The 23,105-nt window shown below is 63.1% G+C and carries 25 protein-coding genes; 15 read left to right on the forward strand and 10 right to left on the reverse strand.

Annotated features, from left to right (window positions below):
- Positions 1-19: 19 nt before the first annotated feature.
- Together PSV38_RS14740 and ttcA are read right to left on the reverse strand one after the other, a co-directional pair.
- A complete protein-coding gene (locus PSV38_RS14740) occupies positions 20-679 on the reverse strand; it encodes a DUF4136 domain-containing protein (RefSeq protein WP_300548671.1) in 660 nt (219 codons plus the stop codon).
- Entirely contained in the window at positions 672-1,601 is a 930-nt protein-coding gene (gene ttcA, locus PSV38_RS14745) for a tRNA 2-thiocytidine(32) synthetase TtcA (protein WP_366526662.1), read from the reverse strand. The genes PSV38_RS14740 and ttcA overlap by 8 nt, the downstream gene beginning before the upstream one ends.
- 167 nt (positions 1,602-1,768) lie before the next feature.
- Here ttcA and PSV38_RS14750 point away from each other — a divergent pair, with 167 nt between their 5' ends.
- Positions 1,769-3,016, forward strand: a complete 1,248-nt coding sequence (locus PSV38_RS14750; RefSeq protein ID WP_300548675.1) for a hypothetical protein — start codon at positions 1,769-1,771, stop codon at positions 3,014-3,016.
- Positions 3,017-3,147: 131 nt separating this feature from the next.
- Positions 3,148-4,446 (forward strand): hypothetical protein, encoded by a 1,299-nt coding sequence (locus PSV38_RS14755; protein ID WP_300548677.1) that lies wholly within the window; start codon positions 3,148-3,150, stop codon positions 4,444-4,446.
- A gap of 9 nt (positions 4,447-4,455) precedes the next feature.
- On the opposite strand, the gene PSV38_RS14760 is transcribed toward PSV38_RS14755, so the two are convergent.
- Both PSV38_RS14760 and PSV38_RS14765 read right to left on the reverse strand, forming a co-directional pair.
- A complete protein-coding gene (locus PSV38_RS14760) occupies positions 4,456-4,827 on the reverse strand; it encodes a dihydroneopterin aldolase (protein WP_300548679.1) in 372 nt (123 codons plus the stop codon).
- Between the two features lie 9 nt (positions 4,828-4,836).
- Positions 4,837-5,625: an SDR family oxidoreductase gene (locus PSV38_RS14765; protein WP_300548681.1), complete on the reverse strand. Its 789-nt coding sequence runs from the start codon at positions 5,623-5,625 to the stop codon at positions 4,837-4,839.
- Between the two features lie 125 nt (positions 5,626-5,750).
- Here PSV38_RS14765 and PSV38_RS14770 point away from each other — a divergent pair, with 125 nt between their 5' ends.
- A complete protein-coding gene (locus PSV38_RS14770; RefSeq protein WP_300548777.1) occupies positions 5,751-6,839 on the forward strand; it encodes an SAM-dependent methyltransferase in 1,089 nt (362 codons plus the stop codon).
- Between the two features lie 21 nt (positions 6,840-6,860).
- Here the strand turns inward: PSV38_RS14770 and PSV38_RS14775 are convergent, their stop codons facing one another.
- On the reverse strand, positions 6,861-7,781 hold the full coding sequence (locus PSV38_RS14775; protein WP_300548682.1) for a DUF535 family protein: 921 nt from the start codon (positions 7,779-7,781) through the stop codon (positions 6,861-6,863).
- A 170-nt stretch (positions 7,782-7,951) separates the two neighbouring features.
- Between PSV38_RS14775 and lpxC the strand changes: the two genes are divergently transcribed.
- The 3 genes from lpxC (at position 7,952) to PSV38_RS14790 (ending at position 11,110) form a co-directional block, all read left to right on the forward strand.
- Complete coding sequence (lpxC, locus tag PSV38_RS14780) at positions 7,952-8,887, forward strand: UDP-3-O-acyl-N-acetylglucosamine deacetylase (protein WP_300548684.1); 936 nt, start codon at positions 7,952-7,954, stop codon at positions 8,885-8,887.
- 10 nt (positions 8,888-8,897) lie between these two features.
- Positions 8,898-9,083 (forward strand): hypothetical protein, encoded by a 186-nt coding sequence (locus PSV38_RS14785; RefSeq protein WP_300548685.1) that lies wholly within the window; start codon positions 8,898-8,900, stop codon positions 9,081-9,083.
- A gap of 125 nt (positions 9,084-9,208) precedes the next feature.
- Positions 9,209-11,110 carry a propionate--CoA ligase gene (locus PSV38_RS14790; RefSeq protein ID WP_300548687.1) on the forward strand — a complete coding sequence of 634 codons (1,902 nt, stop codon included), beginning with the start codon at positions 9,209-9,211 and terminating at the stop codon, positions 11,108-11,110.
- Between the two features lie 18 nt (positions 11,111-11,128).
- Here the strand turns inward: PSV38_RS14790 and phaZ are convergent, their stop codons facing one another.
- Positions 11,129-12,379, reverse strand: coding sequence for a polyhydroxyalkanoate depolymerase (gene phaZ / locus PSV38_RS14795; RefSeq protein ID WP_300548689.1), 1,251 nt, complete (start codon positions 12,377-12,379; stop codon positions 11,129-11,131).
- Between the two features lie 123 nt (positions 12,380-12,502).
- Here phaZ and PSV38_RS14800 point away from each other — a divergent pair, with 123 nt between their 5' ends.
- Positions 12,503-13,246 carry a glutathione S-transferase family protein gene (locus tag PSV38_RS14800; protein ID WP_300548690.1) on the forward strand — a complete coding sequence of 248 codons (744 nt, stop codon included), beginning with the start codon at positions 12,503-12,505 and terminating at the stop codon, positions 13,244-13,246.
- A 34-nt stretch (positions 13,247-13,280) separates the two neighbouring features.
- Here PSV38_RS14800 and PSV38_RS14805 read toward each other — a convergent pair whose 3' ends face one another.
- Positions 13,281-13,703, reverse strand: coding sequence for a cupin domain-containing protein (locus PSV38_RS14805; RefSeq protein ID WP_300548691.1), 423 nt, complete (start codon positions 13,701-13,703; stop codon positions 13,281-13,283).
- 109 nt (positions 13,704-13,812) lie between these two features.
- Between PSV38_RS14805 and PSV38_RS14810 the strand changes: the two genes are divergently transcribed.
- The 4 genes from PSV38_RS14810 to PSV38_RS14825 all read left to right on the forward strand — a co-directional run bounded on the left by PSV38_RS14810 (position 13,813) and on the right by PSV38_RS14825 (position 18,242).
- Positions 13,813-14,565, forward strand: coding sequence for a UPF0149 family protein (locus tag PSV38_RS14810; RefSeq protein WP_300548693.1), 753 nt, complete (start codon positions 13,813-13,815; stop codon positions 14,563-14,565).
- Positions 14,566-14,636: 71 nt separating this feature from the next.
- Positions 14,637-15,893, forward strand: coding sequence for an MFS transporter (locus tag PSV38_RS14815; protein WP_300548694.1), 1,257 nt, complete (start codon positions 14,637-14,639; stop codon positions 15,891-15,893).
- An 11-nt stretch (positions 15,894-15,904) separates the two neighbouring features.
- A complete protein-coding gene (locus PSV38_RS14820) occupies positions 15,905-16,717 on the forward strand; it encodes a metallophosphoesterase (RefSeq protein WP_300548696.1) in 813 nt (270 codons plus the stop codon).
- A 16-nt stretch (positions 16,718-16,733) separates the two neighbouring features.
- Entirely contained in the window at positions 16,734-18,242 is a 1,509-nt protein-coding gene (locus PSV38_RS14825) for a M48 family metalloprotease (RefSeq protein ID WP_300548698.1), read from the forward strand.
- Positions 18,243-18,251: 9 nt separating this feature from the next.
- On the opposite strand, the gene PSV38_RS14830 is transcribed toward PSV38_RS14825, so the two are convergent.
- Positions 18,252-18,491: a hypothetical protein gene (locus PSV38_RS14830; protein ID WP_300548700.1), complete on the reverse strand. Its 240-nt coding sequence runs from the start codon at positions 18,489-18,491 to the stop codon at positions 18,252-18,254.
- Positions 18,488-18,943: a thioesterase family protein gene (locus PSV38_RS14835; protein WP_300548701.1), complete on the reverse strand. Its 456-nt coding sequence runs from the start codon at positions 18,941-18,943 to the stop codon at positions 18,488-18,490. The genes PSV38_RS14830 and PSV38_RS14835 overlap by 4 nt, the downstream gene beginning before the upstream one ends.
- 104 nt (positions 18,944-19,047) lie before the next feature.
- On the opposite strand from PSV38_RS14835, the gene PSV38_RS14840 reads away from it, so the two are divergent.
- Both PSV38_RS14840 and PSV38_RS14845 read left to right on the forward strand, forming a co-directional pair.
- The gene (locus PSV38_RS14840; RefSeq protein WP_300548703.1) at positions 19,048-20,604 is read left to right on the forward strand and encodes a methyl-accepting chemotaxis protein; all 1,557 of its coding nucleotides are present in this window, start codon (positions 19,048-19,050) and stop codon (positions 20,602-20,604) included.
- 21 nt (positions 20,605-20,625) lie between these two features.
- Positions 20,626-21,216 carry a chalcone isomerase family protein gene (locus PSV38_RS14845; RefSeq protein WP_300548705.1) on the forward strand — a complete coding sequence of 197 codons (591 nt, stop codon included), beginning with the start codon at positions 20,626-20,628 and terminating at the stop codon, positions 21,214-21,216.
- A gap of 80 nt (positions 21,217-21,296) precedes the next feature.
- Here PSV38_RS14845 and PSV38_RS14850 read toward each other — a convergent pair whose 3' ends face one another.
- The gene (locus PSV38_RS14850) at positions 21,297-21,464 is read right to left on the reverse strand and encodes a hypothetical protein (RefSeq protein ID WP_230178244.1); all 168 of its coding nucleotides are present in this window, start codon (positions 21,462-21,464) and stop codon (positions 21,297-21,299) included.
- A gap of 67 nt (positions 21,465-21,531) precedes the next feature.
- On the opposite strand from PSV38_RS14850, the gene PSV38_RS14855 reads away from it, so the two are divergent.
- Together PSV38_RS14855 and PSV38_RS14860 are read left to right on the forward strand one after the other, a co-directional pair.
- Complete coding sequence (locus PSV38_RS14855) at positions 21,532-22,236, forward strand: START domain-containing protein (protein WP_300548708.1); 705 nt, start codon at positions 21,532-21,534, stop codon at positions 22,234-22,236.
- An 82-nt stretch (positions 22,237-22,318) separates the two neighbouring features.
- Positions 22,319-23,101, forward strand: a complete 783-nt coding sequence (locus tag PSV38_RS14860) for a hypothetical protein (RefSeq protein ID WP_300548710.1) — start codon at positions 22,319-22,321, stop codon at positions 23,099-23,101.
- Positions 23,102-23,105 lie beyond the last annotated feature (4 nt).

A 23,105-nucleotide genomic window follows, 5' to 3' on the forward strand; every position in this document is an offset into this window, starting at 1 on the left:
CCTGTGGGACTGGTGACGACTACTTCTGGGATTCGGCGTCTTTGGGTTTCAATGGAATGGACACGATGCGCGGGCTGATGGCCGGCAACGGGAAGTCCTTGAGCGCGGCCGCGAACATGGGCGCCATCAGGCGCTCGTCCCAGCCACCATTTTGCTGGCGCACAGCGTGGGTTTCGTACAAGACCTTGGCGGTTTTCTTGTCGCGGATCAGCAGATCGACCTGCATCTCGCTCATGGGCGGCTCCAGCGACAGGCCGAGGCCAAAACCAAAGCGGCTGCCACCGCCGTACCAACTGCCAAAGCCCACGCGGCCATAGGGACCGTAAGGGCCCCAACGGTCGCGCCAAGGGCTTTGGTACAGGCGTGACTGCATGGCCACCTGCACCATCACGTCGGCCGACTCGGGCCTGGCAGCGAGCGTGAAGCCCGCCGTGGCCAGAGCGGGGGCTGCGGCCGCCTCAACATTGGCTTGCAAGGGTGCATCGACCTGCTGCGAGGGCAGGCGCTCGAATGCGTAAGTGGTGGCCGAAGGCTTGCGCTCGGTGGGCCAGTTGCCAAAGCTGGAGACCTCGCTGGTCACCGAATGCAGGGCCGCGCAACCGCTGAGCACGACGGCACCGGCCACCAACAGTGCGGCGGCCACGCTCCTCATCCAGCGACGCGGGGTGTGGTCAATCATCTTGGGCTCGAATGCTCACGATGGAGATCTTGGATTCGCCCACCGGGCCGCAACTTTCTTCTTCGTCAAAGGCGATGTCGCCGCCCACCACGGGCTGGCCAGCGGCCTGGATGGTGGTGAAGGGGTAGAGGCTGCGGTCCATCAGGTGCGAGGGCACGATGTTGGACAAGGCCGTGAACATGTTGTCCACGCGACCGGGGAATTTGCGGTCCCACTCGTTGATCATTTCGCGCATTTGCTGGCGTTGCAGGCCATCCTGGCTGCCGCACAGGTTGCAGGGAATGATGGGGAACTGACGGTGTTCTGCATAAGTGGCCAAGTCCTTCTCGGCACAGTAGGCCATGGGGCGAATGACCACATGATCGCCGTTGTCTGTGACAAGTTTGGGGGGCATGCCCTTGAGCTTGGAGCCGAAGAACATGTTCATGAACAGGGTCTGCAGCATGTCGTCGCGGTGGTGGCCCAGGGCGATCTTGGTGCAGCACAGCTCGGACGCCACGCGGTACAAGATGCCCCGGCGCAGGCGCGAGCACAGGCTGCAGGTGGTCTTGCCCTCGGGAATCACGCGTTTGACGACGCTGTAGGTGTCCTGCTCCTCAATGCGAAAAGGCACGCCCACTTTCTTCAAATATTCGGGCAGCACATGCTCCGGAAAACCGGGCTGCTTCTGGTCCAGGTTGACGGCCACCAGCTCGAACGCCACCGGGGCGCGCTTTTGCAGGTTCATCAGCACATCGAGCATGGCGTAGCTGTCTTTACCGCCCGACATGCAGACCATGACCTTGTCGCCGCCTTCGATCATGTTGAAGTCGGTGATGGCCTGGCCGACCTGGCGGTGCAGGCGCTTGGAGAGCTTTTGCGACTCGAAAGCCTGCTTCTTGGCTTTGGCGTCTTCGGCCTTGGCTTCGTCGGTACGGTGCAGGAATTCGGGCGGGTTTGGGGAGAGTACGGCGGCGTTCATCCCGCGATTTTCGCCGATCTGGCGTGATCTGGCCAATCGTGGCTGAAATCGCCGGATGAATACCCGCATTCATCATTTAACGAGGCGCAACTACAGTGACGAACATCACATGAATATGGGAGCATCCAATGGCGATTTTCCGCCCCACCGCCCGCCAGATCGCCGCCGCTGGCGCCCTCATCGGCCTGCAGGGACTGCTGCCTGGCCTGGCCCACGCGCAGTCGGCCTACACCCTGAGCGTGCTGAACAAGCCGTCGGGCAGCGACCTCGCCGTCCCGATCTCGATGGACAACCAGGGCACGGTTCGCGGCGGCATGTTCTATGTCAAGCGCTACGAGGTCAGCTATGGCGAGGGCGGGTGCCCCTCCCTTTTCCTGGTGGTGCTGTGCCCACGCCACGGCCAACGCGAAGCGAGTTGGGCGGCCACCCCCAATGCTTCGGTCACCGGCAAAGCGGGCTTAACGGGGTTCTTCAGTCACATGGGCAATGACCAGGGCTCGCAAGTGGGCGACTGGGAACCCGACCGCTCACGGCGGGCATTCACGACCTTTCTCTGGCCCAATCCTGCCCGAATCGGGCCCGGATCGTGGTTGCTGGAGGGGCTGTCGCGTTCCGCCACCTTCAACCTGTTGACCAGCCAGGGCACGCAGAGCACGGTGTCGCCGATCCAGGGCACGTTCTTCCTGCCCCGTGCCATGAACAACGGCGATGCCGTGGTCGGCAGCACCGGCAGATACGGCGCTGATGGCGCCGCAGTCTGGCGGCAAGGCGTGCTCACGTCATTGCCAGTGGCTTTTGCCGCCCCGGCCAAGGCCAATGCCATCAACGATGCGGGGGTGATCGTGGGTGCGTCGAGCGCCAGCCTGGTCGCCGATCCGAACACAGGCCGCCCACCCTTGCGGCCAACCCGGTGGCTTGGTGATCAGCCGGAGTTCCTGGGCGGCCCCGAGCTGTCGAACCTGGAAGCGATCGCCGTCAACAATGCCGGTCAGGTGCTGATCGCCCCGCCCAGCGACTCATCGTCCACCGCGAGCAGCCAGGTATGGTCCCAAGGCACGCTCACGACGCTGCAAACGCTGCCGGGGCAATCGGCCCACCCCACCGCCATCAACGACCAGGGCACCGTGGTCGGCTGCACGCGCGTCATCAAGGATTCGTCGGCGCTGACCCGCGCAGACCTCACCGCCACGCTCTGGCGCAATGGCGTGCTGCAGGACCTGACCCAATGGCTGGCCAGCAAAGGCGTGAAGTTGCCCAGCGGCACCAGGCTGGGCTGCCCCATCACCATCAACCAGCAGGGCAGCATCCTGGCGTATTACTACAAGGTGAGTTCACCCGACACCCTCACCTGGGTGCGCATCAACGCCAAGCCTTGACACACGCTGCGGATCGGTCAGCTCATCACTGGCCAGTCTCCACGCGAATGGTCAGATATTCGGGCAGCACGTCGAGCATGGCGTGGCTGTCTTTGCCGCCCACAAGCACACCACAAGGGAAGTTTTTCGCCATGTCCATTCACCGCCCCACCGCCTTGGCCGCCTTGCTGGCCGCCAGCCTGACCGCAGGCTTCAGCACCGCCGCCCTGGCCCAATCGGCCTACACCATGACGGTGCTGGGCAAGCCCACTGGCGCTTACTCCTTCGCGCCCACCACGCTGGATGACCAAGGTGTGGTGCGTGGCGCCATGTATTACAAATCGGGGGTGAAATTGACACTTCCCTATTTTGTTTTCCTGCCAGCGTATTTGTACCAGGCCGTGTCCTGGAGCGCCACCACGGCCACGGCGCCAGCCACGCTGGGCGGCAAGTACTTGTTCCCAAAGTTGACGAACAACAGCGGCTGGCAGGTGGGGCCCTTCAACAAAACTTCAGAGCTGGGCAGCTCGGTGTCGCCCGAGGTTTTCCCCAGCGGGGCCACCATCTATGGCAGCTCTTTCCGAGGCGCCAATGTTTTTGCACCCGGCTCAGTGGGTTCAACCACCATGTTGCGCAAAGGCACCGTTGACACTGACCTGTCGGCGCTGCTCGCTACAAGCCTGGGCAACTCCAGCGCCAGTGGCTTCAAAAGCAGATTTGCCGCCAAGGGCATGAACAATGCCGGTGCAATCGTGGGTGTCTTCTTGCGCCCCGTGACCTTGAGCGACGGTGCAGTCGGGTCGGTGAGTACACCGCTGGTGTTCAGCAATGGCACCTACAACACGCTGGAGGTCGGCCCCTACCAGAGCCTGTATCCAATCGACATCAACGACGCTGGCACGGTGGTGGGAACGGTTTTTCGCAAAAGCACCGTCGAGGCCAACCAGACCCTCCCTGCGCTGTGGGTCAACCAACGGTTGACCACCGTGGCTGATGTCAGCCTGTCGCGCCACGCGCCTTTGAGCATCAACAACGCTGGGCAGGTCTTGCTGGTCGGCGACAACGGCATGTCTTTGACAGTCAGCCCTCTAGATTTTGAGCGGCAACTGCGCGCCAGCAGCATGGTCTGGGCGAACAACAGCGTGACCCCCTTGGTCAGTCCCAACAATGATGGGGTTCAAGCGACTGCCATGAATGACCAAGGCACCGTGGTGGGTTGTATTTTGAGCGCCGCTGGCCCACAAACGGTGGACGCTCGGCCATTCATTTGGAAAAACGGCGTGCTGCAGGACTTGACCCAAGAGTGGGCCAGCAAAGGTGTGAGCCTGCCTGCGGGCACCCGATGGGGCTGCCCCCTGGCCATCAACAACAGTGGCTCGGTCGTCATCTACCACTACACAAGTACTTTGCCCAATACCTTCACGTGGGCGCGCATCAACGCCAAGCCTTGACGAGGCAGATCACCACTGCCCGGTCTCCATGCGGATGGCAACCTCGCAGTCGTCAAAGATCTCCAGCTTGGCGATCTTGATGCGCACGCCCAGCACGCCGGGCAGGTCCATCAGGCGCAGGCACACCTTGCCGATCATCGATTCGAGCAGGTTGACGTGCGTGGCATTGCACTCTTCGATGATGATGCTGCGCACGCGGCGGTAGTCCAGCACATGGGTGATGTCGTCGTCTCGCGGCATCAGGGGCTGGCTGCCCAGGTTCAACTCGGCATCGACCAGGATGGGCTGCGTATTGGTCAGTTCGTGGGCCAGGAAGCCCAGCTTGGCGTCAAAACGCAAGCCACTCAGGTTCAGGATCTGGTTACCTCGGGTCAGCGACATGGCGCGTCCTCACATTTTTGAAAAATCGCGGTCAAACCGCTGAAGGTGTTGGCCGCCATCGACCAGCAAGGTGGTGCCGGTGATGGAGCGGTTGGCCAGGGCAAAGGCCACGGTGGCCGCCACGTCTTGCGCGGTCGATGAACGGCCCAGGGGCGACATGCGGTGCAACTGCTCGAACTTCTCGCCCTGCAGCGATGCGCTGGTCAAGGTCAGGCCCGGGGCCACACCCACCACGCGCACGCGCGGCGCCAGGCTTAAGGCCAGCAAGGTGGTGGCCGATTCCAGCGCGGCTTTCGACAAGGTGTAGCTCAAAAAATCCGGGTTGGGGTTCCACAGTTTCTGGTCCAGCATGTTGACCACGGCGGCATTGGTGCCGGGCCGCGTGGCCACATGGTCGGCCAGGGCCTGGGCCAACACGATAGCGGGCGCGGTGTTGGCGCGCAGGTGGCGCTCCAGCATGGCGTAGGTGAAGGTGGCGCTGTCGTCAAAATCAAAGGTGGACGCGCTGTTGACCACGGCATCGAGCGAGCCCAAGGCCTGCACGGCTTGCGGCACCAGGGCCCGGCAAGCGGCTTCAATCGACAGGTCGGCCGGCAACACCACGGCGCGTCGACCCAGGGCCTCAATGTCGGAGGCGGTGGCCTGGGCCTCGGCCAATGAGCTGCGGCAATGCACGGCCACGTCCCAGCCTTGCAGGGCCAGGGTCAGGGCAATGTCACGGCCCAGGCGCTTGCCTGCCCCGGTGACCAGGGCCACGCGCGGTGTGGATGAGGAGGGTGATGCGTTGGAATCGGGCATGGACTTTTCTACAATGGCGCATGAACCGCCAAGATCCGACTGAGCACAGTGTAGTGTCCGCCCCCTTGAACGCCCACCCGGTGGCCCGATTGATCCGCGACGAAATCCGTCAGCGCCAGGGTTGGATGCGCTTCGAGCGCTTCATGGAACTGGCGCTGTACACGCCCGGCCTGGGCTACTACAGCAGCGGCAGGCGCGTGCTCGGCCACATGCCGCAGGATGGCAGCGACTTCGTGACCGCCCCCGAGTTGACCCCCCTGTTCGGCCAGACCCTGGCCACCCAGGTGATCGAGGCGCTGGAGGCCACCGGGACCGATGAAGTGTGGGAGTTTGGCGCTGGCAGCGGGGCCCTGGCCATCCAGCTGCTGGGCACCCTGGGTGACCGCATTCAGCGCTACACCATCGTCGATCTGTCCGGCACCCTGCGAGACCGGCAGCACCACACCCTGGTCAAAGAGCTGCCTGAGATGGCCCACAAGGTGGTCTGGGCCGACAGCCTGCCCGAGCAGTTGCAAGGCGTGGTTGTGGGCAACGAGGTGCTGGATGCCATGCCCGTGCACCTTTTGACCTGGACCGGCGAAAAGTGGCTGGAACGCGGCGTGGGTTTGGCAGGCGATGGCGACGAAGCGACCTTTGTGTGGGCCGACCAGGCCGCGCCCGAAGGTGCCCGCGCGCCCACCGAACGGGCCGACAGCGAGTTCATTCCAGGCACCGTGGTGGAAACCCACGGCCAGGCCGAGGCCTTCATCGCCACGCTCGCCCAGCGCATGACGCGTGGCGCGGCCTTTTTCATCGACTATGGCTTTCCGGAGGGCGAGTACTACCACCCTCAGCGCACGGGCGGCACGCTGATGTGCCACCAGGGCCACCAAAGCGACCCCAACCCGCTGGTCAACGTGGGTGAGAAGGACATCACCACCCACGTGAACTTCACCGGCATCGCCCTGTCAGGCCAGGAAAACGGCTGGGAAGTGCTGGGCTACGCCACGCAAGGCCGCTTCTTGACCAACTGCGGTCTGCTGGCGCAGATGGGCGGCAAAGAGGGGGGCGATGGCAGCGGCACCTCGGCGGCCGATTTCAAGACCCGGGCGGCCGCGCAAATGCTGATCGCCGAGCATGAGATGGGCGAGCTGTTCAAAGTCATTGGCTTTGTCAAAGGCGTGTGGTTCGACGCCATCGGCTTCAGCCAGGGCGACCGCACCCACACACTGTGAAGTGGCTGGCGGGGCCTTGAATCAAAGCACCAGTGGACGCATCACCGAAGCCGCCTCTTCGGACACGCTTTTCTTGAGCTCCCGCTTGGCCAGCGTGCGCCCTCGGTGGTTGGCCTTGATCAGGCTGATGGGTTTTTCGACCAGAGGCAGTCCCAGCAGGTAGTGCCCGCCTTCAGCGCGCATGCCCTGGAACTTCTCCCAGAAGTCCACATAACTGTTGCTGGCGTTCAGCTCGACCAGGCTTTTGTACGAGAGGCTGTTTTCCACGCCAACCCCGGCCACCATGGAAATGCCCAAAGCACTGGCCAAGCCCGCCATCCCCGCCATCAGCAGGTCGGCGGGCGCCACGTCACGGCAAAGGCGCGTGGCCTGGCGAAGCTGGGTAAATCGATCGGGGTAGCCCTGCACCTGCCCCACATAAAGAACATGGCTGGACGGTGCCGCCTTCACATTCAACAGCGACGACTTGACCACCGAAAAGGCCATGCGGTAGAGCGGACAACCGTCCATCTTGAAGACCAGGGTGAGGTCGCCTTCGCGGTGCGGGCAGGGCCCACCCACTGAGATGGAAAAGACACGGCAGTCGATCTCACGCTGCCATAGCGTCATGGCATCGCTGAGCACGCATTGGAAAAAATGGGCGTGCAGCGCGCGGTTAACAAAATCGTAGTGGCCCACCAGCATCTGCTGACGCTGCGCCCGGTCAAACCGCATGGAGAGGTACGGCAAGGTGTAGCGGTAAACAGCGCGGGAATAAGTCTTCAGCAGCCCCTTGGTGTGCAAGCCCGAGATGGCCTGGACCACCTCACGATGCTGCCCCGCATGCCAAGTCACCGACAGCAGCCGTAGACAGGTGCCAACCAGGCCCATGCCCTGCTTGGCATCAATCTCCTTTTTCACCGGGGCCAAGGCATGGTTGGGCGCGCTGATGACAGGGAACATGGTGGGCATGAGTTTCAATGGCGACAACCACGGCCTTTGGTCATGGAATTCACATATATTTACATTTCCCAACGAGAAGCGATATTCGGAAAGACACCCATTCTTTTCCGACCCCGCCGCGCAAACATCCGCGCAGAGCGTGCTTTTCGCACTGAGCCGATAATCCCCCCATGTTGCAACAACGCACCCTCAAATCCCTGACACGCGCCGTGGGCGTGGGGCTGCACAGTGGTCAACGGGTCGAACTGACGCTGCGGCCCGCCCCGATCGACACCGGCATTGTGTTTCGCCGCGTGGACCTGGCCCACCCGGTGGACATCCCCGTCAACGCCACGGCGGTGTGCGACACCCGCATGGCTTCGACCATTTCGCCCGGCGGCGATCCTGGCCTGGCCAAGGTCAACACCATCGAGCACCTCATGTCGGCCTGCGCCGGCCTGGGCCTGGACAACCTGATCGTGGACATCACCGCCGAAGAAGTCCCCATCCTGGACGGCTCATCGGCCGCTTTCGTGTACCTGCTGCAAAGCGCGGGCATCGAGTTGCAAAAGGCGCCCAAGCGCTTCATCAAGGTGATCAAGCCAGTGGAGGTGCGCGAGGGCGAAGGCCGCACCCTGAAATGGGCCCGCCTGGACCCGTACCACGGCTACAAGCTGGCCTTCGAGATCGATTTTGACCACCCCGCCGTGGACCAAACCGGCCAGCGGGTCGAGTTCGACTTTGGCAGCGGCCAGTACAAGCGCGACATTGCCCGCGCCCGCACCTTTGGCTTCGCCAAGGACTTTGAAGTGATGCGCTCGCGCGGCCTGGGCCTCGGCGGCAGCATGGACAACGCCATCGTGATCGACGACCACCGCGTGCTCAACAGCGATGGCCTGCGCTACGACGATGAATTCGTGAAGCACAAAATCCTGGACGCCATTGGCGACCTGTACGTGGTGGGCCGACCCTTGCTGGCCGCCTACAGCGCCTACAAGTCGGGCCACGCCATGAACAATGTGCTGCTGCGCGCTCTGCTGGCCGACCCATCGGCGTATGAGATCGTCACCTTTGACGACGAGACCAAGGCCCCCAAGGGCATGACCGAGTTGGCCCCCGCCTGGTGAGGCCACCGCCATGATCTTATTCCGCTGGATGGTTTTGCTGATGGCCCTGGCCATGGTGCTGTGCCTGGCCGCCTACACCGTGACGGGCCAGCTCATCTGGCGCCAGCGCGCCGTGCAGATGCTGAAATGGATGGTGGTGCTGGGCCTGGGCTTTTTCGGCCTGCTGATCCTGCGCCGCGCCGCCGTGTTCATCTGAAGTAATCCGGCCGCGTATTCCCCCCTGTCCAACACGACCAGTCCGCGATAGCATCCCCCCTGACGGGCTCCGTTTGATCCAACACGAGATCAACACCAAGAGAGACACCGCAGGGAGTTGGAAAAATGAATTATTCGACCTTGTACCAAAGGTCCATCGCCGACCGCGATGGCTTTTGGCATGAACAAGCCGCGCGCATTGACTGGCGCCGCCGCTTTGACCAGGTCTGCGATCACAGCAATCCGCCTTTTGCCCGCTGGTTCGTGGGGGGGCTGACCAACCTGTGCCACAACGCCGTAGACCGTCATGTCGCCCACCGCGCCGACCAGCCCGCGCTGATCCACGTCGCCCCGGGCCTGGGCACGGAGCGCAGCCTGAGCTATGGCCAGCTGTTCGTGGAAGTGCAACGCATGGCGGCGGTGCTGCAAGGCCTGGGCGTGGTCAAGGGCGACCGGGTGCTGATCTACATGCCCATGATGCTGGAGGCCGTGATCGCCATGCTGGCCACGGTCAGGCTGGGGGCCATCCATTCGGTGGTGTTCAGCGGCTTTGCCAGCCAGGTCCTGGCCAACCGCATCGACGACGCTGCACCCCGGGTCATCATCACGGCCGACGCCGGATCGCGTGGCGGCCAACTGATGCCCTGCAAGCCCGTACTGGACGAGGCCCTGAGCCTGGCCAACCGGCTCGTTCAGCATGTGGTGGTCGTCAACCGTGGACTGTGGCCGATCACCATGAACGCGCCGCAAGACGTGGACTACGCTGAGGCCCGCAACGAAATGATGGACGCCATCGTGCCTTGCGAATGGGTCGAGTCCAACCACCCCAGCTACACGCTGTACACCAGCGGCACCACGGGCCAACCCAAGGCCGTGCAGCGTGACACTGGCGGCTACGCGGTGGCCCTGGCCACGTCCATGGACCAGATCTACGATGGCCAGGCTGGCGAAAGCTTTTTTTGCACCATTGACATTGCTTGGGCGGGCGGGCATGGCTACGTCGTCTACGGCCCATTGATCGCGGGCATGGCCAGCATCGTGCACGAGGGCTTGCCCACGCAACCAGACGCGGCCATCTGGTGGTCGCTGGTCGAAAAACACCAGGTCAGCGTGATGCTCTCGGTGCCCTCCGCCATCCGCGAATTGAGGCAACACGATCCCGAGTGCCTGCAGCGGCACGACCTGTCCAGCCTGAAGCACCTGTTCCTGGCCGGTGAGGCGCCGGACGAGCCCACCTCGCGCTGGATCAGCGCTGCCATTGGCAAGCCCGTGGTGGACCAATACTGGCAGACCGAAACCGGCTGGCCCGTGCTGGCCGTGGCGCGCGGCGTTCAGGCAGATCAGGCTCTCAAACCCGGCTCACAGGGCGTGCCCATGGTGGGCTACCAGGTCAAGCTGATGAACGAATCAACCGGCCAGGAGCTGACCGAGCCCGGACAGCGGGGCGTGCTCGCCATCGAAGGCCCCCTGCCGCCTGGCTGCCTGCAAACGGTATGGCGCAACAACCTGCGCTTCACCCAGGCCTACTGGAGCAGCTTTCCGGGCCGCAAGACCTACAACACCTTTGACTGGGCCACCCGCGACGAGGACGGCTACTACTTCATCCTGGGACGCATGGACGATGTTATCAACGTGGCCGGCCTGCGCTTGAGCACCCGGGAGATCGAAGGTGCTCTGGCCAGCCACCCTGGCGTGGCCGAGGCTGCGGTGGTGGGCGTCAGCGATGACCTCCATGGTCAGGTGCCCCACGCCTTCGTCGTCCCAAGCGATCCCCTGCACATCACTCAACAGTCAGACCGCATCGCCCTGGCCGCCGAATTGACGCAAACGGTGGACCGCGCACTGGGCGCCCTGGCCCGCCCGGCCAGCATCCACTTCGTGCTGGCCTTGCCCAGAACGCGCTCCGGCAAGCTGTTGCGGCGGGTGATTCAGGCCGTGTGCGAAGGCCGTGATGCAGGCGACGTGTCCACAATGGACAACCCGGCGGTATTGCGGCAACTCCAGCAGGCGGTCAAGGGCGAGGCCTGAACGAGCCTCACCTCACCCTCACACCGCCGTCTGGTGGATCACATCCCGCACGCGTGGGTAGATCTCGTTCTGCCAGCGCCGCCCACTGAACACGCCGTAGTGGCCCACGCCGGTCTGCACGTGCTGCGTGCGCCAGTAAGGGCGCACCGAGGTACACAGGTCTTGCGCGGCCACGGTCTGGCCCACCGCGCAAATGTCGTCCCGTTCGCCTTCCACCGTGAAGAGCGCGGTGCGCCGGATGGCCTGGGGCTCGACCTTGATGCCCCGGTACATCAACTCGCCACGCGGCAGGTCATAGTCTTGGAAAACGGCCCGCACGGTCTCCAGGTAAAACTCGGCGGGCAGGTCGCTGACGGCGAAATACTCTTCGTAAAACGCCTTGCTGTGCGCGGCCTTTTCGTGCTCGCCCAGGGTGATGAACTGCTGCATGTCCTGGAAGGCCTTGATGTGGCGCCCCATGTTCATGCTCAAAAAGGCCGACAGTTGCACAAAGCCCGGGTAGACCTTGCGGAACGCGCCCTTTTGCCCCAGCGGCACCGTGTGGATCATCTTGGATTCGAACCAGCTCATGGGCTTGCTGATGGCGAGTTCGTTCACCGCCGTCGGGTTGACGCGGCAATCGATGGGGCCGGCCATCAGGGTCAAACTGCGCGGCTGCGCGGGATGGGCATCTTGCGCCATCAGCGAGGCGGCGGCCAGTGAGGCCACACAAGGTTGACAGATGGCCATCAGGTGCGAGCCCGGCCCCATGCGGTCCAGGAACTTGATCAGGTGCTCGGTGTACTCGTCCAGCCCGAAGCGGCCATGGCGGATGGGCACGTCGCGGGCGTTGTGCCAGTCGGTGATGTAGACGTCGTGGTCCTGCAACAGCGTTTTGACGGTGTCGCGCAGCAAGGTCGCGAAGTGGCCCGACATGGGCGCCACCAGCAGCACGCGGGGTTGGTCAAGGTCGCGGTCTTTCTTGAAGTGCAGCAGGGTGGCAAACGGGGTGACCATGGCCGCTTCTTCGATGATGCCGCACTCCATGCCCTGGGACATGACGGTGGGCAAATCGAACGATGGCCGGGCGTGGGTCACCCGCTTGCGGGCGAAGACTTCGCTGGCGGCGGCCAGGCTGCGAACCATCAGGCCACCGGCGGCCATTTCAGACACCGAGTTTTGCGTGGGCCCTTCAGGCAGCACATGGTGTAGCCAGTCGGACATGCCTTGGGCCATCACGCGCCATGGCTCGAGCATGTTCTGCTGGGCCTGATAAGTGGAATACAGCATGAGCGAATCCTGGGTTGGCAACGTTGCCAGATGACCTGCAAGTTGCGCGCCACATTCAACATGGCACGTCCCTTGCTCTGATCTGCCCCATCGGCTTCGCCACTCGCTCCACCCCCACACACCATGGCCACCACCGCCTCCGCCCCTGCGCGCACCCGCACCGCCCCCAAGGCTGTACCCAAGTCGGCAGCCAAGGCACCGACCACCACTACAACTACCACGCTGACCATCACAAGCAAGACCTACTCATCATGGTCCTTGCGGGGCTGGTTGCTCACGCGATTTTCCGGCCTGGCATTTGTGGAGAACGTGCTGCCACCCGATGATCCGTCCACGCGGGCCGAGATCCTGCTGCTGTCGTCCTCCATCCGGGTGCCCTGCCTCACCCACGATGGCATCAAGGTGTGGGACACGCTGGCCATCGCCGAATACCTCAACGAAGTCTGCCCCAAAGCCGGCCTGATGCCAGCCGACGCCAAGGCCCGCGCGCATTGCCGCGCCATCTGCGGTGAGATGCATTCGGGCTTCAGCGCGCTGCGCTCGTCACTGCCCATGAACCTGAGCGGGCATTTCCCCAAGTTCAAGATCTGGTCGCGCGCCCAGGCAGACATTGACCACGTTTGCAGCATCTGGCGCGATTGCCTGGACACCTATGGCGGCCCTTACCTGTTCGGCCAGCAGCGCACGGTGGCCGACGCGATGTACGCGCCCGTCTGCACCCGCTTTGCCACCTACGACGTCACCCTGGACGCCGCCTGCGCCGCCTACTGTAATCTGATGCTGCAAGAGCCGGAGATGAAGGAGTGGTTCAACGCCGCCAAGGTCGAGAAGATCGACAACATCGACGAACTCGACGTGGAGTTCTGAAGCCAGAACCCCACGCCCCCAGCTGCGCGCCTGACTACTTCCAGGGCGTGCAAGCCGGGATGTCGCACACTGGATCAACGTCGATCGATTTGAAATCGGCCGGGCTGACAATCTCCAGGTATTCCATGTCGGGCGAGTAGTCGAACAGGTAATGGCGAACTCCCGGGCGCTGGTGCACGCAATCCCCCGCCTTGACCAGGGTCTCCTGGTCTTCGTACATGAAGCGCGCCCAGCCCTTGGTCATGATCACGATCTGGAAATCGGCCTCATGCCGGTGCCAACCCGTGCCTGTTTCTGGCGCAGAGTTCGCCTTCACAAGGTGCGCAATCACCTTGCCGTTGGTGGCGCCCGCAATCCCCAAGTCCTTGTAGAGGAAAAAATCCCTCAATCCGTCGGACCGCCAATTCGTGTCTTCCGGGTGGACGTGGGAAAATTGGGTCGACGTGGTGTCAAGCATGGTGCATCCTTTCTGAGCCGTGACAGGCGACCCACTGACAACGCATAAAGCATTCCCGGCACAATCCCCCCTTTGGACACCCGTCCGCCCCCCGACTTCCGCCCCCATCATGACCACGCCTTCCACCCAACCCACCAACAAGCCCAACACGGCCCCTCCCCTGAGCGATGCCGACATCAACGAGCTGGACGACCTGCTCGCCGCCGTGCCCGCGCCCCTGGAGGCGGTCGACGCCGTGATGCTGGACGGCTACCTGTGCGGCATCTTGGTGCAGCCGGTGCTTTTGACGCCCGAACAGTGGCTGCCGCCCATCTTTGGTGAGACCGGCCAGGTGCCTGCCCCCACCGAAGGCTGGACCGCCGCGCAGAACACGCGCCTGCTGGCCCTGATCGAGCGCCGCCGCGAAGAGATCCTGCGCGGCATCCTCGAAAACAGCTGGTTCGACCCCATCGTGCCGCAGCTGGAAGACGACGACGGCAAGCTGCTGACCGGCAAGGACGCCATGGAAGGCCTGGGCTACTGGGTGGCCGGCTTCGAATGGGCCCTGGCCAACTTCCCGCAACTGGAAGACCTGGGCTCTGCGGCCGTGCCCGACGTGCTTGAATCGCTGTGGCGCCACCTGCCCGAGCAGGACGAAACCCAGGCCGAGATGACCAAGGCCCTGGACCAAGAGCACCCCTTGCGCAATTTGGACGAAGGCATCCAGCAACTGGTGTTCGACGTGGTGGACCTGGCCGAAGTGGGCGTGGCCGAGCGCATCAAGGTCACCACCGTGAAGCACGAGACCCCCAAGCTGGGCCGCAACGACCCCTGCCATTGCGGCAGCGGCAAGAAATTCAAGCAGTGCCACGGCGCCACCTGAGTTGACCTGAGGCAGGCGACGCGCGCACCGATCTTGCTTGTCCGGTAGACCGGAACATTCAGGAGCGTGTCGTGGCCGATTTCAAGGTTTTTCTGCGCTCCGGACACTGGCCCACGCTGCTGGCCGCCTTCCTGTACTTCGATTTCACCTTCGCCATCTGGGTCTTGAACGGGGCCATGGCGCCCTTCATCAGCGAGACCTTCAACCTGGACGCCGCCCAGAAGGGTTTCATGATCTCGGTGCCCATCGTGGCCGGGGCGTTGATGCGCTTTCCGCTGGGCGTGCTGTCGCAGTACATCGGCCGCAAGAACGCGGCCATGGTCGAGATGGCCCTGATCGTCGTGGCCCTGCTGTACGGCTACCTGTTCGTCAACAGCCACAACGAGGTGCTGGCCATGGGCGTGCTGCTGGGCATCGCCGGTGGCAGCTTCGGCGTGGCACTGTCCTTGGGATCAGGCTGGTTTCCACCCAAGTACAAGGGCCTGGCCATGGGCATCGCCGGGGCGGGCAACTCGGGCACCGTGCTGGCGGTGTTGTTCGCGCCACCACTGGCCGTGCAGTACGGCTGGACGGCGGTTTACGGCCTAGCGGCGGGCACCATGCTGCTGCCCATGATCGTCATGTGGTTCTGCGCCAAAGAGCCGCCCGACATCGCAGAACACCAAACCCTGCGCGAGCACACCGCCTGCCTGTTCGAAAAAGACGGCTGGTCCTTCAGCCTGATCTACGTCATCACCTTCGGCGGCTTCATCGGTCTGGCCAGCTTCCTGCCCACTTACTTCTACGACCAGTTCAAGGTCACCAAGGTCGAGGCCGGGCAACTCACCATGCTCGCCACGCTGATGGGCTCGGCCGTGCGCGTGGTGGGCGGCTATGTGTCCGACCGCATTGGCGGCATCAACACCTTGAGCGGCGTGCTGGTGTTGGTGTGCATCACCCTGGTGTTGTGCGGCCTGGCGGGCACTTCGGTCACGGTGACCACCCTGCTCTTCATGCTGTGCTTCGCGGCACTGGGCGCGGGCAATGGGGCCTTGTTCCAACTGGTGCCCTTGCGCTGGCCCGTCACCACGGCGGTGGCCGGCTCCATGATTGGCGAGATCGGCGCCCTGGGGGGCGGCTTCATCCCCAACGCCATGGGGCAATCCAAGCAACTCACGGGCAGCTACCTGTGGGGTTTTGTGGCCTTTGCGGTGCTGGCCGCCTTGATGCTGGTGATGCTGCGCACGGTGCAGGTCCGGTGGACGCGGACCTGGGCCGAGAAGGGTGGCCGCGCGCGTCCGACACCGGCGCCAGCCCCTGCCAGCAGCCGGAGAGACCACCTCGTATAGACTGCGGCGCGATGCGCCTACAGTTGATGTCCGACCTCCACCTGGAGCGATACCCCGATTTCCAGCCCAAAGCCGCGCCCGGCGTGGACGTGCTGGTTTTGGCGGGCGACATCGGCTCCTACCAAAGCGGCTCACGGCTGCCAGACGAGGACTTCGGGCTGGCGCGGTTTTCAACACTGGTGCCCAACGCCCCCTGGCCGTGCGTGCTCTTTGTGCCCGGCAACCACGAGTTCGACGGCCTGGAGTTTGACGACACGCGCTCGCGCCTGCAGGCCGCCTGCAAGCGTCATGGCATCACTTGGCTGGACCGCGAAGTGATCACGATGGGCTCGGTGCGCTTCATGGGCACCACGCTGTGGAGCGACTTCGACGCCTTGGTGGACCCAAAATCGCCCGTGACCAAACAGCTGCAGGTGCGCGACAAGGCCTTCAGGGCCGCCAACTTCTACTTGCGCAAGAACACCACGCTCAGGCAAGGCGAACCGGTGCTGGCCGAAGGCATCCGTGAACTCTCGCTGAGCGCCCAGGCTTGGTTGCGCCAGGAACTGTCCGAGCCTTTCGAGGGCAGCACCGTGGTGGTGACCCACTTCGCGCCCACCTTGCAAAGCGCCGACCCGCGCTACGGCCTCATGCCCGGCACGGCCGGTTTTTGCAATTCGCACGACGACCTGCTGCCCCTGGCCCAGGTCTGGATGCACGGCCACCTGCACTGCCCCCACGACTACCACCACCGGGGATGCCGCGTGGTGGCCAACCCCCGGGGCTATGCCAGCAAGGGCGAGCAAGTGGCTTTCCAAGAGGACTTTGTGGTCGAGGTCGCCTGAACTTATCATCCCAGGGATGAGCACCCACCCCAAACCCCTGATGCGCGGCAAGCTCCTTGCCAGCTTGCTGATCGCCACCCTGCTGAGCGGTTGCGCCACCGTCACCAACCCCGTGACCGGCCTGGCCGAGCGCACGGTGATGGACGAGAAAAGCGAGATCGCCGAAGGTGAAAAAGGCCACCAGCAGGTCTTGAAGGAATACGGCGTCTACGACAACGCCAAGGTCCAGGCCTACGTCAATGCACTGGGCCAGCGCCTGGCGCAACAATCACACCGCAACAACATCACCTGGCACTTCACCGTGCTGGACAGCCCCGAGATCAACGCTTTCGCCTTGCCCGGTGGCTACGTGTACGTCACGCGGGGCATCATGGCCTACATGGACAGCGAGGCCGACCTGGCCGGGGTGATCGGCCACGAGATCGGCCACGTCACCGCCCGCCACGGCGCACAACGCGCCACCCGCCAGCAAACCGCTGGCCTTGGGGTGCTGGCCGCCAGCCTGCTGGGCGCGGTGCTCGAAAGCCAGGGCATGGGCGGCGCCGGGCAACTGGCCAGCCAGGTGTCGCAGAACGTGGCCGCGGGCTACATCGCCTCGTACAGCCGCGACCAGGAGTCGCAGGCCGACCAGTTGGGCGCCGAGTACCTCGCCCGCAGCCACTACAACCCACAGAACATGGTCGATGTCATCCAGGTGCTGAAAGACCAGGAGCGCTTTGCCGACGACGCCGCCCGGGCCGAAGGCCGCACGCCGGGCACACGTGGCAACTGGCTGTCATCCCACCCCACCAACGACAAGCGCCTGCAGGACATCACGGCGAGTGCCGGCCACTTCCAGGGCCAATATGGCGACGACGGCCGCGGCCGCTACCTGGACGCCGTCAAGGGCATGGACTTTGGCGAAAGCCGCGCGCAAGGCCTGACGCGTGGCCAAAATTTCTACCATGAGCCCCTGGGCATTGCCTTGACCGCCCCGGAGGGCTGGAAGGTGCAGAACTCCACCCAGGCCATCACGCTGGTCAACCGTGCAGGCGACGCGGCGCTCATCATCCGCACCGTGCCAGCCAAGGCCGGGGCCACCCATGATGAGGTCATCCGCAACGTCATCAAACCCGAACAGGGCCGCACCGAACGCCTGACCCTGAACACCCTGCCCGCCACCCACTTGGTGGGCACGCGGCGCAACGCCCAAGGCCAGTTGCAAAGCATTGAGGCCACGGTGGTGACCGGCCCCTCAGCGCAGCATTACCTGCTGATCCATGCCAGCAAGGATGGCCCCGCGCGGCAGCGCGCCAGCACCGGCCTGCGTGAAGCCGAAGCCTCGTTCAGGGCCATGACCCCGGCCGACCGCGCCGCCGCGCGGCCCTGGGCGCTCAAGGTGCTGCCTTACCCCAAAGGCGGGTTTGCACAACTGGCCAAACCATCGCCCTTGCGCCCCCTGCCCGAGCAGCAACTGCGCTTGATCAATGGCCACTACACGGGGGGCGAACCGCCGGTGGGCCAATCGGTCAAAGTGGTCGAGTGAGCGCGACGCTCAAATCAAGGGCGGCAAGGCCGTGATGATGCTGCGGCGCTGGCGGTCGAACACCAATCGCAACGACTGTCCCTGGTAAACCAGTTGCCAATGATCAACATGGCGGCTTTGATGTTCGATCAGCCTGCCCTGCCCATGCGCGATGGCTTTGGCCATCCGGAAGATCTCTTCGCTGCTGACGTCCAGGCCATAGCGCTCGGCCAGGCGCCGCTTGGTGTGTGAGCGTTCGGCATGCGTCATGCTGAAGGGCCCCCGGCCACCAGTGCGGCCGAATAGGTCTGCGTGAACTCAAGCGGCATGCGCTTGACACGCCCTTGCGCGATGTCCACGCACACGTAGTGCGTGCGGGCTCGGAACACGGTCTGGCCATCACCCGCGCGGATGAACTGAAACTGTCGGTAGAGCGACAGTTTGTCGATCTGCGTGATCCACGTGCCGAGCAACAGTTCATCACCCAGGCGCGTGGCTGCCAGGTAGTTCAGCTCGTGCTGGCGCACCACCAGGCCATGTCCGCAGGCCTGGTAATGCAAGGGGGTCAAGCCCAGTTTTTCGGAATGGTCCCAGGCCACGTTCTCCAGCCACTGCAGGTAGTTGACGTTGTTGGTGTGCTGCATCAGGTCGATGTGCTGTGCCTGCACGTTCATCCGAAGAATGTGAGGACGCTCGTGGTCCCAGGACGCTGTCGTGTTCATGCCCCTATTTTGCAGGGGGCAGCGTTACTTTTTGACTCAAGTGCGCGATGCTACAGCCGAAATGCAAAGGATCGGACTTTGTCGACAAGCCCGCCAGGGACCCTATGAACATCAGAGACATTCGAATTGGACAAAGACTCACGCTGGGCTTCGGCTTGGTGATTGCCTTGTTGATCATGCTGGCCGCGCTGGCCTTGGTCCGAATATCCGGTCTGAGCCACGACATTGGCAACCTCGTGGGCGAAAACTACCCCCGCACCGTGATCGCCAACAAGATGAAGAGCGATCTGAACGAGATCTCGCGCAGCATGCTGAGCACACTGGTCATGAGCGACGACGGCCAGATCAAGGCCGAAGTGGCCAACATCGACAAGGTGATGAAGCTCACCGACGAGAACCTGGCCCGGCTCACCAAGAGCATCAAGGATGAGGAGGGCGTCAAGTTGCTCGCCACCATCGTGACCATCCGCGAAAAATCCATCAAGGCCCAAACGGCCTTTGTGGGCATGGTGAACGAGAACCTGAAAGACGACGCGATGGTGAAGTACCTGTTCTCGGTGCGCCCGGTACAGACCAAGTACTTCGCTGCGCTGGACAAGCTGATCCAGCAGCAGAACCAGGAAATGGAAGCGGCTGGTGCCGGCTCCACCCAACTCGCCCAGCAGACCGGCCTGTTCATCCTGGTGTTGGCCTCGGCCGCCAGCGTGATCAGCATCCTGGTGGGTTGGCTGGCCACCCGCAGCATCACCATCCCGCTGAACCGCGCGGTGGCCATCGCCCAGCGCGTGGCGCAGGGTGACCTGACCAGCACCATCGTCACCAAGAGCCAGGACGAGACCGGCCAGCTGATGCAGGCGCTGCAGCACATGAACACCAGCCTGCAACGCATCGTGGGCGATGTGCGCCAGGGCACGGAAGCGATTGCCTCGGCCTCCACGCAGATCGCCAGCGGCAACCTGGACCTGTCCAACCGCACCGAGCAACAGGCCGCGTCTTTGCAGCAAACCTCGGGCTCCATGGCCGAGCTGACCCAGATCGTTCGGCAGAACGCCGACAACGCCCGCCAGGCCAACCAGTTGGCGGCATCGGCCTCTGACGTGGCGGTGGAAGGCGGCGTGGTGGTCTCGAAAGTGGTCGCCACCATGGGCTCGATCGACGCCTCCTCGCGCAAGATTGTGGACATCATCGGCGTGATCGACGGCATCGCCTTCCAGACCAACATCCTGGCCCTGAACGCAGCCGTGGAAGCGGCGCGGGCGGGCGAACAAGGCCGCGGCTTTGCCGTGGTGGCCGGTGAAGTGCGCAGCCTGGCGCAGCGCTCGGCCATGGCCGCCAAAGAGATCAAGAGCCTGATCGGCGAGTCTGTCGAGCAGGTGGCGCTGGGCAGCAAGCTGGTGAGCCAGGCGGGCACCACCATGGATGGCGTGGTTGCCAGCGTCAAGCGCGTGACCGACATCATGGGCGAGATCACCGCCGCCAGCCAGTCGCAAAGCCATGGCATCGAATCGGTCAACCAGTCCATCCACCAGATGGACGGCGTGACTCAGCAAAACGCCGCCTTGGTCGAACAAGCGGCGGCCGCTGCGGAATCCATGCAAAACCAGGCCAGCCATCTGGCCAAGGTGGTCAGCGTTTTCAAGCTTGAAGACGTGGCCGCTTAATCCCAACCGGAACCTGACACCATGAAACGATTCACTTCATCCCTCATCGCGGCCGCCATCCTGGGCCTGGCCGCTCATGCACCCGTGCACGCCCTGGACCTGGTCGGTGTGCAACTGGAAGAATCCACCAAGGTGGGCGGCAAAGAGCTGGTGCTCAGCAATGCAGGCGTGCGCATCAAAGTGCTGTTCAAGGTCTACGTGCTGGGCATCTACCTGAACGAAAAGAAAAGCACCGTGGCCGATATCCTGGAGGCCCCCGGCCCCAGGCGCTTCAAGCTGGTGATGATGCGCGACGTGAGCGGCGAAGAGTTTGGCTCCAGCTTCATGGGTTCGATCAACAAGAACCTGGAAAAGGACGAGAAGACCAAGTTCGTCAACCAGCTCTTGAAGTTCGGCGAGATGTTCGAAACCGTCGGCAACCTGAAAAAGGGCGACGTGATCACGGGTGACTGGGTGCCCGGCACCGGCACCGTGCTGCACCTGAATGGCAAGGCCCTGGTCGAGCCCTTGGCCGATAACCAGTTCTACAACGCGCTGCTGAAGATCTGGCTAGGCGACAAGCCTGTGGACTCATCGTTGAAGCCCGAGCTGCTGACGGGCAAGCACAGCTGATCATCAGCGCGCCTTAAAAGAGACCCCAAAGAAATCGGGCGCCTTGAAGGCGCCCGTTTTTCCATGCGTGACCAAGGGAATCAACCGCCCTTTTTTGCACGCTTGCCGGGGTTTTTCTTGCTGCGGGTTGCGGTGCCACGTTCCAGGCTGCGCTTTTGGCCCTTGCCCGTGGTGGGGGTCACGCCAGGGATGGCGGCGGGACGGGGGGTGGCCTTGCGGTCGGCTTCGGTGACGATTTTGTTGCCCATGGATGGCTCCGGTGATGACTGATTAACCCTCTATTAGGCCACAAAGCGCGGCACCCATAATGACACCATGTGGAACATGCGCACGTTTTGGGTCACCCTGTTGGCCACTTTCCTGAGTTTGCCCTGTGTGGCGGCCCCTTCGTCCCTGGACGACTGGAAGCTGCACAAGGAGACGCAAGGCATCAAGCTTTACACCCGAGAGGTGCCCGGACAGATGCTGAAAAGCTTCCGGGGCGTGATGCAGATCAAAGCCCCCTTGCGGCAGGTGGCAGCCATGCTGGCCGATGTGCCCGCCATGCCCGAGTGGTTCTTTTTGCTGGAAGAGGCGCGCTTCATCAAGGGAGAGCATGTGGAAGACTCCCATGTCTACCTGGCCATGAAGGGCATCTGGCCCGTCAGTCCCCGTGACGCCGTGGCCCACATCCTGGTCAGGCAAGACCCGATCACCCTGAGCATCCATGTGAACGTGAGCAGCGAAGAAGGCATCATGCCCAGGAAGGACGGCTTCGTGCGCATCCCGACCCTGAAGGCATCCTGGCGCCTGACCCCGGTCACATCCACCCACACGGAGGTCGAGATCATGGGCAGCGCCGACCCGGGCGGCATGATCCCCACCGCGTTGGCGAATTTTCTGGTGACCACCCTGCCTGAGCGAACGCTCAAGAAAATGCGCGAACACATCGCCAAACCTGAGTACCAGGACCTGAACGTCATTTACAACAAGAACCCAAAGCTGCGAGAATTGGCAGAGAAAATGCAATTTCCCCAGTAGCCCAAATGGGCGGCCTGCCCATGCACCTCAAACTTGCTCATTCTTCTCCTAGGAAGCGCCCGTGAAACTCCTGACGGCGCTGATGACCGTGATCGCCACACCACTCTCTGCATTTAACAGAGAGGGGTTATTTTTGGGTCATTTAAGGCAGGTGTCCGAAACCATCAGCCAGATATTCAAGCAACCTTCGATATCCATCGATCTGAGGTTGTCCGATACTCTGAATAATCACCCTTTTTATCGCGAAATGACGCGGCAATTTCATCGAAATGCCACACGCCGCCATGCCAAGTTGCCGCTGATTCGCCAGTTTGAATTTGGTGTCGCGGTTTCCTTGCTGAAAAGCGCCCCGCCCCCTTATTCAACGCGGCTGGGCTCACCCGCCAAAAGAAATCTGAAAAAGGCGCTGCGCCTGGGTTACCGGTTCGAACGGATTGACTACAACCAGCACCGGGACGAGATCACGGCCATTCACCGCTCAAGCAAAATCAGGCAGGGCCGGGCCATGCCCGAGCATTTCTTCACCGCACGAGCCCCGGCCATCATCGACCCCCCGTCGACCAAGACCACGCACGACTACCCCTATTTCGGCATCTTCAAAGAGGGCACCCTGGTGGCATATGCCTCGTGCCTGATTGCCGGCGAGCTGTGCAGCATCGAGACCATCTACGGACACGATGCACACCAAGCCGATGGCGTGATCCCCCTCTTGCTGGTGTCCATGGCCGATCACCTGGTCGAGCACCACCCGCAGGTGGCTTACTACGTCTACGACACCTACTTTGGCGCGTCCGAGACCATGCGGCGCTTCAAACGCAAGTTCCTGTTCCACCCCCACAGGGTGACCTGGCAATGCGCCGACTGACTAC

Origin of the sequence: Aquabacterium sp. (assembly GCF_029946005.1) — a bacterium.
GTDB lineage: Bacteria > Pseudomonadota > Gammaproteobacteria > Burkholderiales > Burkholderiaceae_C > Aquabacterium.